Raw genomic sequence first — 15,812 nt, 5'->3', positions numbered from 1 at the left:
GAATTCCCCCTATAAAAAAAGGAGCTGAGAAGCCCCTGAATATATAAAAATTATCTTAAAAGTCCTCTTAAATCAGCTAATTCAAAAGGTAAAAAAACCTGACCATCAGCAAAATCAGTATATCGATATGGTTCAAAGAAAAATACGATTCCTGTATTTTGTACATAAAATTCCTGTTTTTTTGCAGGACCGTCAAATGATGCATTTACGGGAACACTCAGCTGAACTACTTTGTCACCGAAAACTGTACCAAGAGATTTTTCATATCCGCTTACCAGAAGGTCGCCGATTTTTAACTCTTTACCTGTTACGGCATCAAAAGTAAGTGCGCTGTAGTAATTCTCAACTGTTCTGTCTTTACGGTCTGTTCTCTCTACAGTAAAAAGTATACTTACAAGCTTGCTGTTATTAGTAGTGATATCGTATGTAACGTAATATTTTCCGTTTTTATCACCAGTCATTTTTTTAACGAATTTATCCATTGATTTTTGGATAGACTTTGTTGCTTTAGGATTTTTTGCACTTATTCTGGGAAAATCAATACTGTTTCCATTTAGTTTACTTATTGAATCTCTAACTCTGACAACAGACGGAGACTTAGGATCATACTCCTGAAATGAAAATTTCTCTGCACCTACAGTCAGCATGAAAACTGAAAGCATCATACCCAAAATCAAAAGTTTCTTCATATATTTATCACCTCATAAATTTTTAAACACAATATTTTAGTACCTGAAGTACCGGTGTTCTGAACTTGTTTCTACACATGATAGCATGAATACAGGAACAAATACAAGTATTTTGACCATAAAAGTTACTTTATGCTAAATATTATGATTAGCCAATATACTAGTACTATTTTACAATATTTATAAAAAATAATCAATAAAAAATCTTGATTCTATTATTAAAAGAATAAATAAATGTGTTTTTATGTCTACAGACTATATAAAAAACTCAAAATTTATATATTTATTATTTAAAAATTAAAAATAGAAAAGATATCTTTCTGTTATGAAAATAAATTTGAAAAAAATAATTATTGGAAAAAGTATACTTAATCCAGAAAAAATGCATTACTTTGAAAGTAAAAGTATTAAAAATAGTTGACATTCTCGCTTTTGTATTATAAAATTGTAATGAATTCAAAAAGTATTACCTTAAAATACAAAAAAAATATAACAGATTTTACAAGGATATCTATACTTACTGATGTAAAAAAACAAGGAGGTGAGATAAATGCATGTAGAAAATATTGCAGAGCATTTAAAAGCCCATGGAATAAAGCCTTCATTACAAAGAATCAAAATATACGAATATCTGTTAGGTACTTATGCGCATCCTACTGTAGATGTTATTTATAAAGACCTGATGAGTCAGATACCTACACTATCGAAAACAACAGTATATAACACATTAAATCTGTTTGTAGACAATGAAGTAGCCAATGTTATAATAATAGAAGACCATGAAGCCAGATATGATGCTGTAGTGGAGCCGCACGGACATTTTAAGTGTAAGGTGTGCGGAAAAATAGAGGATTTTGATATAGATTTATCAAAACTTGAGTTAAAAAATCTTGGAAATATAGAAATAACCGAGACACATTTTTATTTACGCGGAATATGTGAAGAATGCAATAAAAAAATGAAATAGAGGGTGATCAAAATGTTAAACAAAAAATTGGAGAAAGCTCTGAATGAACAGCTAAATATGGAGTTACAGTCAGCATATATATACCAGTCAATGGCAGCATATTTTGAGGGAGCTAACTTCAAGGGATTCGCAAAATGGATGGATCTTCAGGCAACAGAAGAACAGGAACATGCCAGAAAAATATATGATTATATTTTTTCAAAGGGAGGAACTGTTACACTCACAGCCATAGATGCTCCTAAGTCTTCTTGGAAAAATGCAGAGGAAGTATTTAAGGATTCACTTGGGCACGAACAGGCAGTAACAAAATCTATAGATAAAATCTATGCATTAGCAAGAAAAGAAAATGATTATGCTACGGAAATATTCCTGCAGTGGTTCATAACAGAGCAGATAGAAGAAGAGGAAAATGTAACTGAAATAATTGATAAAATAAAATTATTAGGTGTTTCAAATACTACATCAATGTATCTTCTTGACAAAGAATTAGGAACAAGAGCTTAAATAAATAAAATACTTGAAAATACAGGAGGAAATGAGAATATGAAAAAATGGGTTTGTTTAGTATGCGGATATGTTTATGATCCTGAAATCGGAGATCCTGACAGCGGTATAGCTCCAGGGACATCATTTGAAGATTTACCCGAGGATTGGGTATGTCCTTTATGTGCTGTAGGAAAAGATCAATTTGAAGCTTTAGATTAAATAAAATAAGGGCCACGAGAAATCGTGGCTTTTTTTCTTGAAAGAAAGTCAATAAATTGGTATAATTGTAAGAAGTTAATCAAAAATAGGAGGAAAAATGGCACTTAGAAAATTTAAAAAGCTGATGGTACCACTGTCTGTTTTATTCATTGCAGCTATGCTTGTACCCATTTTCTTGAAAATAGGCGAAAGCATCAGAGCAGGAAAAAATATCCAGCAAAATAATGAAGTCATTGCAGAAGTGAACGGGCATAAAATACATAGACTGGATCTGGAACGTGGTGTAGCCGGAGTAAAGAATAAAATAATGCAGATAAAATCAATGAAAGCGCAGCAAGGAATAGAAGATAACAGCGAAGTACCTGATGATATTATTAAAAAGGTCATTTTGGGAGAATTAGTATCGAACGCCTTACTGGTAAGCAGTGCTGAAGATTTGAAAATAAAAGCAAGCGATAAAGAGATTAATGATAAAATAAATGAGATAAAAGCCGGAGTTGCCAAAGGGGAGAGTTTTCTTAACTATCTTCAGTCAATGGGAATTGCCAATGAAAAAGAATTGAAAAGAATGATAAAGGAAAGCATCGAAGTGTCAAGAGTTCTTGAAACACAGCAAAAAGCGCATAAGCTTTCCGAAGAAGATCTGAAAAAATATTATGAAATGTATAGATATACTGATTTTCAGGATCAGACTTTTGAACAGGCAAAACCAACAATAGAGGATTATGTGGGAAAAGAGTATTCTGATCTTATAAGAAATTCATTAATAGAAAAGCAGAGAGAAAAAGCAAAAATAGTTTTTAAAGATGATGAAATAAAGAAGCTGTACGAAGAAATGGTAAGACCGATCGCGGAAAAAGAAGGGTATTCATTCAAAGAAGCACTGATGGATACAAGAATTCTTATGATGGTAGTTTCTACCGGAACAGAATACAGTGAAGACCTTATTGCAAAAGTTCGTGAAAGCATACAGAAAGATCTTGATAATCTTGTTGCGGTAGGTAAGGCCGCTAAGGAAAAGGGAATTAAGGCATCACCGGATTTCGTGGGCGTAGATGAACTAAGAGATCTTGGAAAGAGATATTTTGTATATCTTGTAGATTCATACAACCCGTCTGATGCGGACTTAAAGAAAATATACGATGCAGATCAGGGAAAATATGATATAAGACATAGTGTAGGCGGATATGTGGTAGGGGATTTCTTTGATCCTACAGAAGCAGATAAAGAAAACACAAAGAAGAGCGCAGAGGAGCTGAAAAAGACCCTTACTCCTGAGAATTTTGTCGAAACAGCCAAGAAGGTAAGTGAGGATCCCGGAAGTAAAGATCAGGGCGGAGAATTGGGATGGGTAGATTCCAATACTAATTTCGTGCCGGAATTTCTTGAAGCAATAAAATCTGCACAAAAAGGACAAATAATAGGTCCTGTTCAGACAGAATTCGGATCACACATTATCTATGTGGAGGATGTAGATTCAGCTAATCCTGACAAGAAGAAAGTAAGTCATATACTGTTACTTCCAAAGCCTTCGGAAGCTTCAAGAAAAGAGCTGGTGGACAGACTTGATACACTGAAAAAAGAGCTGGAGGAAAAGAAAGTAACATGGACAGATGTAATAGATCAGGACAAATATAAATATGAAGTAAAAGAAGTATTTAAGAAAATATATGAAAACTCTGCAGTGCCGGGAATAGGATTCGTAGAAGAAGCCAATAAAAAATTATTTGCCTCAAAAGTAGATGAAGTTTTGTCTTATGAAGTAAACGGAGGTTATTTCCTAATGGTAAAAACTGCTGAAGTTCCATATAAAAAGCGTACCTTTGAAGAGGTAAAGGGTCAGATCAGAAATGAAGAGGCATTGAAATACGCAACACAGGAGCTTGATAAATTATTATAAAATGGGCCTGCTTTTCCATTAACGGGAAAGCAGGTATTTTAAAAAAGAAAATATATTAAATAATACAATACAGTAAAAATAAGAACAAAATTAATGACATGATTGTTTTTGATTAGAAATGACGATATATTAAATAAGTTTTCTGTACAAAAAAGTCTTTGAAAAATGAAGTATAATATGGTAATATTATTATGTAAATAAAATTTATGGAGGTAGTATAATGACTATTATTGAAGATATCCACGCTAGGGAGATATTGGACTCAAGAGGGAACCCTACTGTAGAAGTGGAAGTTTATCTGTCAGGAGGTGCGATGGGAAGAGCTTCTGTACCATCTGGAGCATCTACAGGTGAACATGAGGCTGTGGAATTAAGAGATAAGGATGCAAGCAGATACCTTGGACAAGGAGTTCTAAAAGCAGTAGAAAATGTAAATACAGTTATAGCAGATCATTTAATGGGAATGGATGCTTTAGACCAAGTAGCTGTGGATAAAGCTATGATAGAATTAGACGGGACACCAAATAAAGGAAAATTAGGAGCAAATGCTATTTTAGGTGTATCTTTGGCAGTGGCTAAAGCAGCTGCAAACCAATTAGGATTACCTTTATACAGATATTTAGGTGGAGTAAATTCTAAAGAATTACCAGTACCAATGATGAATATCCTGAATGGAGGATCACATGCTGATTCGGCTGTAGATGTACAGGAATTCATGGTTCAGCCGGTAGGAGCAAAAACATACAAAGAAGGATTAAGAATGGGTGCTGAAATTTTCCATCACTTAGGTAAAATCCTTAAAGAAAACGGAGATTCTACAAATGTTGGTAATGAAGGTGGATATGCACCTGCTAAAATCAACGGAACAGAAGGAGCACTTGATATTATTTCTCAGGCAGTGGAAAGAGCAGGATATAAATTAGGTGAAGAAATCACATTCGCACTGGATGCAGCTTCAAGTGAATTCGCTAAAAAAGACGGAGATAAGTATACTTACCACTTCACAAGAGAAGGCGGAGTAGAAAGAACATCAGAAGAAATGGTAGAATGGTATGCAGGTCTTGTTGCTAAATATCCTATTATTTCAATAGAAGACGGTTTAGCAGAAGATGACTGGGACGGGTTCAAAAAACTTACTGAAAAATTAGGGAAAACTGTACAGTTAGTAGGAGACGATTTATTCGTAACTAATACTGAAAGATTATCAAGAGGAATCAGAGAGGGAATAGCTAACTCTATCCTTATCAAAGTTAACCAAATAGGAACATTAACAGAAACTCTTGATGCTATAGAAATGGCTAAAAAAGCAGGATATACAGCAGTTATCTCTCACAGATCAGGAGAAACTGAAGATGATACTATAGCTGATATAGCAGTAGCTACAAATGCAGGTCAGATCAAAACTGGTTCTGCTTCAAGAACAGACAGAATGGCTAAATACAACCAGTTATTAAGAATCGAAGATGACTTGGCTGAAGAGGCTATCTATGAAGGAATTAACACTTTCTATAACATAAGAAAAAAATAGTTAAATAAATAAATAACAGGATTACATTATTTGATGTAGTCCTGTTTTTTTAGAAGAATTTATTTAAAGATATTACTTTTCTACAATATTTTTTATAATTTCCAAATCACATTTTGGTTCACGCTCATAAGTAAGAAGACCGTTTATTTCCTGTTCTACATCAGTAAACTGTGTATAGCAGAATCCGGTTAATACTTTTGATTTTCGCAGGGCATCGAAGACACGCTCTAAATCATGAATAAATTCTGCTTCACTGGAAGCAACTGTGTATCCCCAGCCGTCAGGACGGATTTTATCATAGCCGATCCCGCCGAATTCTGTGAGCATAACAGGCTCGCCGGTATATTCGAATTCGTCAGCATAAATATTACGCCCCGCCGGTACAGAGTCCAGTATGTCTTCTTTTGTACTCAAATCTTTGATAAATTTCTCATATTTTTCTTTCTCATCTTTTGTACCATGTTGGTAATTATGTACAGCGCAAATATCAGTTTTTGTAGCTTCCCATCCGTCATTTGCAATAACCGGTCTGGTATTGTCAAGCGAGTGAAGCATATAATATAAAGAAAGTGAGTGGCTTTGCTGCATTTTATTATAATTAATTTCCGAAACACCCCAGCTTTCATTTAATGCAACCCATGTAACAATACAGGGATGATTATAATCTCTGTCTACGGATTCTATCCATTCATTTGTAATTCTGGAAACAGAATTCGAATCATATGAGATAGTGCTGGGCATCTCGCTCCATACAAGATAGCCGAGTTTATCAGCCCAGTAAAGAAAACGCCGGTCTTCTATCTTTTGATGTTTTCTGCATCCGTTAAAGCCCATCTGTTTTGCCAGTATAATATCTTTTTTAAAATCCTCATCAGAAGGGGCTGTCATAAGGCTGTCGGGCCAGTAGCCCTGATCCAGTACCAGTCTTTGATAATAAGGTCTGTTATTCAGGTATACTTTTCCGTTTTCAGTATGTATTTTTCTCATTCCAAAATAACTTTCTATTTTATCTGAGACTTTGTCATTGGTAAGAAGAGTAAGTGTAACATCAAATAAATTAGGATTTTCAGGAGTCCATGTCCATCCGGAACCATGCGTGCAGCCTCTGAAAATTTTCTTTTGAAAAATATCGTAGATACGTTTAGTTTCAATATTATTGACAGTTATTATATCTTCAGCTATCAGGGTATCCCTAAATGAGATTTGTATCATGATTTTTGTATTTTTTTTGGCAGATTTTGTTTTTATGTTAAATTCTACAGAACCCTGATCAAATAAAGGAGTACATCTAAAGTCTGTGATATAGTTTTTATTAACAGGTTCAATCCAGACAGACTGCCAGATGCCGCTGGAACGCTTATACCAAATACTCTCGGGATTTTCAAGCCAGTATTGCTTTCCCCTTGGGATAGTCTCATCATCAGAAGGATCTTCTACATATACAGTTATTTCCTCTTTATTCCATGTAAGATAATTGGTGATATTCAGATAAAAGGAAGTGTGTCCGCCTTCGTGGCTTCCTGCCAGCTCTCCGTTGATAAAAACATGACATCTGTAATCCACGGCTCCGAAATGCAGTAAAATATCTTTATTTTTCCAGGAATCATCTATTGTAAATTCTCTTTTATACCAGATAAAATCGTGAAAATCATTTATATTGATATTACTTAGCTTTGATTGAAAAACAAAAGGAACATTGATTTTTTCAGTAAGCTTATGATCTTTTTTATACCATTTTGATGACATTCCGATATTATTATCATCAAATTCAAAATCCCATATACCGTTTAGACAAGCCCAATGTTCCCTCACAAAATCCGGTCTGGGATATTCATTTCTATGCATATTCCGACTCCTTTAAATTTTTTAGATTTTATTATCTGATCAGTTTCTATTTAGTATGAATTATAGTACAAAAGTTTAGAAAATCTATAGAAATAGATAAGTTTATGTTTTTCTTATTTCACTTTCAAAGCTGATTATTTTTTGCCGGTATTTACTTTATCGTGATTCAGAGCCTGATAACTTATTTAACCGGAATATTATTTCAGCTTATGATATTTTAGAATACAGAAATAATCAGAATTGTAAGAAGAAGGCCTAAATCGTGCAGTGGCAGAAAATTCTTATAAAATAACCCGGGAATAATCTGATCCCGGGTTATTTTTTAGATGATTTTATTTGAAAAAATTTTGTCAGGATTGTGCTTCCCGAAATTTATCTAATCCGGCGAGGACAACTTCTTTTGTATGGGCTGCCAGTTCCTTTTCGGAAAATTTTACAGGTAAAAGTTCAAATGTATCGTGTGCCAGAAAAGCTAAGGCAAAAGGTGATACAGTACTGAGTATACAGCTGTATAATTTGAGATCCGTAATAGGTAATTTCGTATATTCACTGAATATTTTTGCTACAATATTTAATTTCAAAAGAGTTTTCTTTGATAATATCTGAGTTATAAAAGGTGACGGGTTGACAATTTCCCTTGCCCATACCTTTAAATACCAGTTTTTTTTATTGGATAATCTTTCTATAAAAATATCAATAAAAACTTCGATTTTTTCTTTTGCGGTTATGTCGCTTAAATGCAGTTTATTCAGTTCGCTGACGCTGATTAAAAAATCATGTGTTTCCTTGAGGACAGCTCTGTATAATCCGTCCCGGCTTCCAAAATGATAATTGATAGCCGCCATATTCACTTTAGCTTCTTTACAGATACTTTTACTGGTTACATTAGCATAACCGTATTTGGCTATTAGTCTACCAGCGCAGTTAATAATTAAACTCTTTGTTTCCTTATTAGCAACTGTTTTTTCTTTTTTCATATAATACCTACTTTACAAATTAAGTTAATTTATTTCTAAATAAACGGACTGCCAGCGGAAGAGTCACTGCTGCGACTGCCGTCATAGGAATAAAATTATGGGCAACCTGAGCCAGAGTGCTGCCTTCAAGATAAACTCTCCTTATGGCATCCACTCCAAAACGCAGCGGATTAGCATAAGTAGCAATCTGAAGAATTTCAGGCATGTTACGTATAGGTGTTGCCAGACCGGATAACAGAACCATCGGCATCATAAGAACAAAAGTGTACACCATTACCTGCTGCATACTTGTAGAAACTGCCGAAATAGATAATCCGATACCGATACAGCTGAGCATGAAGATAAAAACTGTGAGGTAGAGTGTAAGCAGTGAACCATTCAGAGGTATTTTAAACCAAAATACACATAAAATCATAATAAAAGTCACCTGCATCATGCCAATGAGTAATGGCGGAACAGCCTTACCAATTAAAATTTCAGTTGAAGAAAGCGGAGTAACAAGAAGCTGGTCAAAAGTTCCCTGTTCTCTTTCTCTGGCAACAGACAGGCCTGCAAGCATCAAAATCTGTATCAGGCTGAGTGCTGCTATCATTCCCGGCAGAAAGCTCCATCTTGTAATAAGGTTAGGATTGTACCATGCTCTTGTTTCAATATTTATCAGCTGCTCATTTCCGTTTCTTTCAGCATTGAAATCTCCTATAATATCATTAATATATCCTAAAGCTACAGCGGCTGTCATGGTATTACGTCCGTCTATAATTACCTGAATTGCAGCAGAACCGCCTTCTGCGAGCTTTCTTTCAAAATCAGAGTCTATGCTGATTACCATCATTGCTTTATTAGAATCTATACTTTGTGCGATTCCGTCGGCATTCATAAGGGTCTGGACACGCTGAAAAACACCTGTTCCGTCAAGTCTGGAAAGAAATTCGACGGATGTTGCACTTCTGCTGTTATCAATACAGGCATATGGAACACTGTCAAGATTATAAGTTGCCGCATACCCGAATAAAATACCCTGTAAAACAACCGGAAGAAAAAGTACTATTCTTGTGGCAGGATCTTTCAAAGTAGTTAAAAGTTCTTTTCTGCACATATTTCTAAATTTTAATAAAAATGTCATAATATTATCCATCTAAAATCACTCTCTTATTCTACAGTTTTTTTAGTTACTTTAAGTGCGGCAGATACAAAAAATACAGCATAAGCAAATAGAATGAAGCAGTTTTTAAAAATCAGATTCCAGTTGTTTCCTGCAAGAAAAAGTGATTTAAGCAGCTGTAAATAATATGTTGCCGGCAGTATCTGTCCGACGCTGCGGATAAAAAAAGGAACACTCCGTAAATCAAACAAAAATCCTGTCAGCATCATTGCAGGCAAAAAGCTCACTACCAATGCTATCTGGCTTGCCAAAAACTGATTTTTGGTAATGGATGATATGGTCAGTCCCATTCCCAAAGTGGCGAGCAGATAAAGCATGGAAGACAGTATAATAAGGGTCAGGGAACCATGTATAGGTACTTTGAATAAAAACCGTGCAGCAATAAGACAAAAAGCAAGCCCGATCATGGCAATACAGAAATACGGGATCATTTTTGACAATAATATTTCTAAGGGTTTTACTGGTGAAATAAACAGTGATTCCAATGTTCCGCGTTCCCATTCACGTGCCATAACAAGCGAGGTCAGAAACACTCCTACAATAGTTATTATAAGCACTATTAGTCCCGGAATAAAATACCAGATGCTTGAATTCGCATCATTAAACCACATTCTGTTTTCCACGGTTATGATTCCCGCAGTGGAACCGTTTATGAATCTGGCTTTGTTTAATGCCTCCCACTGCTTTACGGAACCTTCCACATATCCTTTTACCGTTGTAGCCGTAGTGGAATCCACACCATATAAAATCAGCTGCATCGAGCTTCCGCGAGTATATAAATTTTTTGAAAAATCAGATGGGATTCTTATAATAGCATCAACATCACGGTTATCCATTAGTTCTTTTGCTTCATGCATAGAAGTCACATAAATAGGGGCAAAATATTCTGATCCGTTAAGGAAGCTCAAAACTTCATGAACTGTAGGGGAGGTATCTTCAAGAACCGTTGCTATGGGAACTTTTTTTACATCAAGTGAAACACCATATCCTATAATAAATATGAGAATAATAGGTAAAAATATTCCGATTAAAATACTGCTGTTATCCCGCATTAACTGATGAAATTCTTTATTTGTCATTGCGGTAAGACGTATTAAAAAATCATTCTTAATCATAATTTCCTCCTAGTGGGGTGAACGGCTTTCCCCTATTATTTCGATAAAAGCCTGATTCATTGTTTTTATATCCTTACCGGCTTTTTCTCTTACTTCCTGAGGGGTTCCCAATATCAGCATTTTACCCTGATCCTGTATCATAATACGATCACAGTACTCTGCTTCCTCCATAAAGTGTGTAGTAATAATTATTGTAGTACCTCCTGCAGCAAGAGCTGTTATTTGGCGCCAGAAAGAACGCCGTGCTAAAGGATCAATACCACTGGTAGGTTCATCAAGAAAGAGAATTTTGGGTTCATGCAGAAGTGCTACAGCCATTGATAAACGCTGCTTAAATCCTCCGGGAAGCTCGCCGCTCGGCTTCGCTTCCAGTCCTCTCAGATCAAACTGTTCCTTTACATCTTCCATTCTTTTTCTTAGTTTTTCTTTTTTCAAGCCGTAGACTCCGCCGAAAAATTTTAGATTTTCATCTACAGTCAAAGTAGAATATAAGGAAAATTTTTGTGCAACATATCCAATATTTTTTCTGGCCTGAGTTCTGGCTTTACGCAGATTAACACCGGCTACAGAAAGAAAACCGCTTGTCGCCGGAAGCAGACCGCAGAGCATTCTGAAAGTTGTTGTTTTACCGGCACCGTTTGGTCCCAGAAGTCCGAAGATTTCTCCTTTATGTACCTGAAAGGAGGTGTTTGCCACAGCTGTAAAATCTCCGAATTTACGGACAAGGTTATTAACCTCTATGTCAATCTGGTCTGATATTTCGAAAGTATCAGGAAATTTTACAGGAAGTATCTCTTCTGTATACTCTCTATGATTGTCTTCGTATTCATGGAGTAAAAGCATGAATCCGTCTTCCAGACCGGCATTAACCTTCTGAATATGCAGATCATTTGTTATATTTTTAATGCTGTTAACAGCATCTTCCGAACGGGCAATAAATCTTACCTCTCCTCCCTCAGGAACGGCATCAATAATGCTTTCCTTATAATCAAGAAGCTTTGTCTGTAAAATACGCGAGGGCATTTCTGCAGGAGGCTGAACTATAAAACATCTGTTTTCAGCTTTCAGACATAATTCTTTTGGTGTTCCTACAGCTAATACCTGGCTTTTATGCATTACTATTACTTTCTGGCACAGCTCTGCTTCATCCATATAAGCAGTACTTACAAGAATGGTGATTTTTTCATCTTTAACAAGTTTTTGTAAAATTTCCCATAATTCTTTTCTTGAAAGAGGATCAACACCCACTGTGGGTTCATCCAGCAGTAAAAGCTCCGGAGAACGGACAAGAGTACAGGCTAATCCCAGTTTTTGCTTCATTCCTCCTGACAGTTTTCCGGCCTGTCTTTCGGTAAAAGGCTCCAAACCTGTCATTTTTAAAAGCTCGCTGAAACGTTTTTTGCGCTCCTCCTGCGATACTCCGTGCAGATCAGCATAAAGATTCAAATTTTCCTGTATGCTCAAATCTTCATAAAGACCAAAACGCTGAGGCATATAGCTTATTTTATTCTGGATTTCCTGAGGATTATCTTTAGTTTCCATGCCAAGTACTGTGAGCTTTCCGTCACTTGGAAACATAAGTCCGCAGACCAGCCGGATGAAAGTTGTTTTACCGGCACCGTCAGGACCTATCAAGGCAGTAAGCTTTCCCCTTGGAATTTCAATATTAATATCTGTGAGAGCATCTGTTGTCTTTTTTGATGATTTAGAAAAAAAGCTTTTATGTAAGTTTTCTGCAATAACTATATTTTCTTCATTCATAAAAACTGCTCCTTAGTATTCAGGCTTCCTGTCACAGGGTCAACCGGACGCGGAATTTTTATTGTAGCCGGCATTCCCATACGCAGAACATCTTTATTGTCATCTACATAAACCCTGATTTCGTAGAGCAGAGAAGTTCTTAATTCTTCTGTCTGAACAGTTTTAGGCGTAAATTCAGCTACTGAGGATATATAGCCGACCTGACCTTTTATAGGGCTGTCTGAGTAACCGTCAATATAGATGTCGACTTCCATTCCGGGTTTAACAATTTCCAGCTGTGTTTCCTGAATATATGCACGTATCCATTTTTTTTCATTCAGAGCGAGAAGGTAAGTCGCACGCTGAGGCGATGCCATATCTCCGGGTTCCTGCAAACGGGAACGAACTACTCCGTCGACAGGCGATCGTAATTCAGCCTGGCTCAGCTGATATTCCTGTATTGCTAATTCAGCCATTGCTGCTTTTAATTCGGCCTCTGCTTCAGCTATATCTTCTTTACGGGGTCCGGCTGCAGACAGCTGATAAGCATCATTAGCCTCTTTTACTTGGGCTGAAGTTACTTTGACTCTTGATCTCGCATCATCTATTTCCTGTTTGCTCACTGACAGACCGTCAGAAGCTGCATGAGCACTCTGAACTCTTTGCAGCAGTATTCTTGCATTTTCTGCTTCAGCCTTAGCGGCATTCAGTTTTGACAGCTGTTGGGAAATTTCTTTAGGTCTTGTTCCGTTTTTCAGACGTAATACCACATATTTCTGTGCTTCAATTTTAGCCTTGCTTTTTTCTATTTGAAGCAGTAAATTTTCTGTATCCAGACTTGCCAGCAGCTGTCCTTTTTTTACTGTATCGCCTTCTTCTACATACATTATATCTATTCTTTCACTGGCATTAAAAGACAGCGAAACCTGTCTGATATCCACGTTTCCATACAGTACGACTTCCTTGCTTTCGCCCTCTCTGGTATATATATACAGTCCGATGAAAGCTATTATTAAGACAATTAACAGAAGAATTATTTTTTTCTTATTTTTTATTTTTGAGAATATTTCTTTTTTGTCCATTTTCTCCTCCTAAAAAATTCCTAGAAATTATTTTTTGTCTGCTGCTGCCGGCTCTTCCTGAGTAAGAGGTTTCCAGCCGCCGCCCAGTGCTTTAAATAAACCGACTAAATTAGAAACCTTCTGTCCTTTGCTTATTGCATACTGATCCTGTAAAGACAGCAATGATCTTTGGGCATCAAGGACACTCTGGTAGTCCGTAAGTCCGTTGTTATATTTATTTTGTGCTATTTTCAGGGCTGCTGATGCATTCGAAACTCCGTCTTTTAACGAAGTATTTTTTTCTGATTCCTGAGCTACTGCTGTTAATGCGTTTCTTACCTCGGCAGCGGCATTTAAAACTGTATTCTCATAAGCGGCAAGATACTGCTCTTCCCTCGCAGACTGGACATTTATATTTTTTCTAATCGCTCCCGCATGAAAAATAGGAAAGCTAATCTGTGGAAGAAGCGAAAATCCCTTACTTGCTCCTGACAGCAGCGAACCGCTGGTCAGACTTTCCAGTCCTATGGAACCAAATAATGACAGTTTCGGCAGTAGATCTGTTCTTGCAGATTTGGTACGGGCAATTTGGGATTCCAGCTTATATTCCGCAGCCTGTATATCTGGTCTTTGTCTTAGCGCTTCTGCCGGGATTCCTACATATATCATTTCATTTACATCAGGAAGTTCTTTTCTTTCCGTCAATGTTTTTTCGAGACTTCCCGGAACCTGTCCGGTAAGTATTGCCAGATTATTCAGTATTTCCTCTATACTTATCTTAATGGCAGGAATAGCGGCTTTAGTCTGATTCGCGGTGTATTTTGCCTGATTCAGGTTTAGTTCGTCTGTTAATCCGGCTTTATTTTTCGACTGCAGCAGTTTGATTGAAGTTTCCTGTAGAGCTAAGTTGCTCTCGGCTATTGCAAGACGTTCCTGTAATGTTCTCAGAGAAAGATAGTTAACGGCTACTTCAGAAGAAATGCTGACCCATGTAGAATGAAGAAGAGCATTCTGTGCAAGTAAATCCGATTCTGCGGCTTTTACTTTATATCGGTTTCCTCCAAAGATATCAATCTCCCATGAAGCATCAATCCCGAGTCTGTAAATATCGGTTATACCGATTTCAGGGGTAATGTTATCGGAAATTTTTGCTCTTCCCCAGAAATTATTACTGTCAAGCCATGGGAGGAGCTCAGCCTGACTAATCCCGAGAGCAGCTCTTGCTTCATTAACTCTGGCTCTGGCTTCCATGAGATTTTTGTTATTGTTTAGCGATAGTGTTATGAGCTGTGTAAGGGTATCGTCATCCAGAATATTCCACCAGTCGGCCAAAGCATCGGGAGAAAGATTATTCTGTGTTTTAGTGTTGAAATAAGGACTGTCATATTCTGTAGAGAGCTCAGTCCATTTATTCTGCTTTGATTCCAGATATTGTTTTTCTGTCGTACCGATCTGGGTATTGCTGCAGGAAATGATAAATAAAACCATAAGTACAAGACAAGATAACCGTTCACATAATTTTTTCATAAATTCACCTTCCTGATATTTAAATTTATATTTTTGATGCATTATAAACGGACTATGATAAATTAATAAACCTGAAAAGATAAAGACAGCAAAAAAACAGACATTTAAAAAATGAGAGACTTTTTAGGTATCTTATATATGTCAGAATGGAATGTAAATATAAATTGAGTTATTTTTTTATAAATGTATTTAATCGTCGGCCGGATTACGAAGAACAAAAGAAGTAAGAGCTTTACCGGTAAAATTTAATTTGAAAAAGAAAAAAGATTTCTTGAAGCTTGAAAAGTGAATTCAATAATCATATATATAATCAAACTGCTGAGATTTTTGCCGAAAAACAAATTTGAATAAAAAATATATATGATAATGAATCTGCTGAAAGAAGAGTTAGCAGATTATATCACTGGTTTAACAATTAAAATACATTCAATACATTACATTTACTTCCATATGATTTACAGAACCAAAAATTGCCTAAATTTTACTGTTATTCCAATTAATCTTAACTGATCAGATTATATCAAATTCTAATTTGAATTTCAAATTTTTATTTAGAAATTAAATTAACATATGCAGAGAAATATCAGTATTCATTG

13 protein-coding genes are annotated in these 15,812 nt (G+C 36.0%); 5 read left to right on the top strand and 8 right to left on the bottom strand.

The genetic code is table 11. The features are described from left to right. Window positions 1-50: 50 nt before the first annotated feature. A complete protein-coding gene (locus STERM_RS20205; protein WP_012863479.1) occupies window positions 51-689 on the bottom strand; it encodes a DUF3298 domain-containing protein in 639 nt (212 codons plus the stop codon). Window positions 690-1,239: 550 nt separating this feature from the next. Here STERM_RS20205 and STERM_RS20200 point away from each other — a divergent pair. From STERM_RS20200 to eno, 5 genes are all read left to right on the top strand, one after another. Then, complete coding sequence (locus tag STERM_RS20200) at window positions 1,240-1,656, top strand: Fur family transcriptional regulator (RefSeq protein ID WP_012863478.1); 417 nt, start codon at window positions 1,240-1,242, stop codon at window positions 1,654-1,656. 12 nt (window positions 1,657-1,668) lie between these two features. Continuing rightward, window positions 1,669-2,160 (top strand): ferritin, encoded by a 492-nt coding sequence (locus tag STERM_RS20195; protein ID WP_012863477.1) that lies wholly within the window; start codon window positions 1,669-1,671, stop codon window positions 2,158-2,160. Between the two features lie 39 nt (window positions 2,161-2,199). Further along, window positions 2,200-2,361: a rubredoxin gene (rd, locus tag STERM_RS20190; RefSeq protein ID WP_012863476.1), complete on the top strand. Its 162-nt coding sequence runs from the start codon at window positions 2,200-2,202 to the stop codon at window positions 2,359-2,361. Between the two features lie 97 nt (window positions 2,362-2,458). After that, window positions 2,459-4,261 (top strand): peptidylprolyl isomerase, encoded by a 1,803-nt coding sequence (locus tag STERM_RS20185; RefSeq protein ID WP_012863475.1) that lies wholly within the window; start codon window positions 2,459-2,461, stop codon window positions 4,259-4,261. A gap of 220 nt (window positions 4,262-4,481) precedes the next feature. After that, entirely contained in the window at window positions 4,482-5,789 is a 1,308-nt protein-coding gene (eno, locus tag STERM_RS20180) for a phosphopyruvate hydratase (protein WP_012863474.1), read from the top strand. A gap of 72 nt (window positions 5,790-5,861) precedes the next feature. Here eno and STERM_RS20175 read toward each other — a convergent pair whose 3' ends face one another. From STERM_RS20175 to STERM_RS20145, 7 genes are all read right to left on the bottom strand, one after another. Beyond that, on the bottom strand, window positions 5,862-7,634 hold the full coding sequence (locus tag STERM_RS20175) for a glycoside hydrolase family 2 protein (protein WP_012863473.1): 1,773 nt from the start codon (window positions 7,632-7,634) through the stop codon (window positions 5,862-5,864). A gap of 350 nt (window positions 7,635-7,984) precedes the next feature. Then, window positions 7,985-8,611: a TetR/AcrR family transcriptional regulator gene (locus STERM_RS20170; RefSeq protein ID WP_012863472.1), complete on the bottom strand. Its 627-nt coding sequence runs from the start codon at window positions 8,609-8,611 to the stop codon at window positions 7,985-7,987. Window positions 8,612-8,630: 19 nt separating this feature from the next. Continuing rightward, window positions 8,631-9,746 (bottom strand): ABC transporter permease, encoded by a 1,116-nt coding sequence (locus tag STERM_RS20165; RefSeq protein WP_012863471.1) that lies wholly within the window; start codon window positions 9,744-9,746, stop codon window positions 8,631-8,633. 14 nt (window positions 9,747-9,760) lie between these two features. Next, window positions 9,761-10,888 carry an ABC transporter permease gene (locus STERM_RS20160; RefSeq protein ID WP_012863470.1) on the bottom strand — a complete coding sequence of 376 codons (1,128 nt, stop codon included), beginning with the start codon at window positions 10,886-10,888 and terminating at the stop codon, window positions 9,761-9,763. A gap of 9 nt (window positions 10,889-10,897) precedes the next feature. After that, window positions 10,898-12,649 (bottom strand): ATP-binding cassette domain-containing protein, encoded by a 1,752-nt coding sequence (locus tag STERM_RS20155; protein ID WP_012863469.1) that lies wholly within the window; start codon window positions 12,647-12,649, stop codon window positions 10,898-10,900. Beyond that, window positions 12,646-13,710, bottom strand: coding sequence for an HlyD family secretion protein (locus STERM_RS20150; RefSeq protein WP_012863468.1), 1,065 nt, complete (start codon window positions 13,708-13,710; stop codon window positions 12,646-12,648). The genes STERM_RS20155 and STERM_RS20150 overlap by 4 nt, the downstream gene beginning before the upstream one ends. A 27-nt stretch (window positions 13,711-13,737) precedes the next feature. Then, window positions 13,738-15,216, bottom strand: a complete 1,479-nt coding sequence (locus tag STERM_RS20145) for a TolC family protein (protein ID WP_012863467.1) — start codon at window positions 15,214-15,216, stop codon at window positions 13,738-13,740. Window positions 15,217-15,812: the final 596 nt, after the last annotated feature.

This window comes from Sebaldella termitidis ATCC 33386, assembly GCF_000024405.1.
Classification (GTDB): Bacteria; Fusobacteriota; Fusobacteriia; order Fusobacteriales; family Leptotrichiaceae; genus Sebaldella; species Sebaldella termitidis.
The sequence above is the reverse complement of the archived record's forward strand: the minus strand, read 5'-3'. Positions and strand labels throughout refer to the sequence as shown.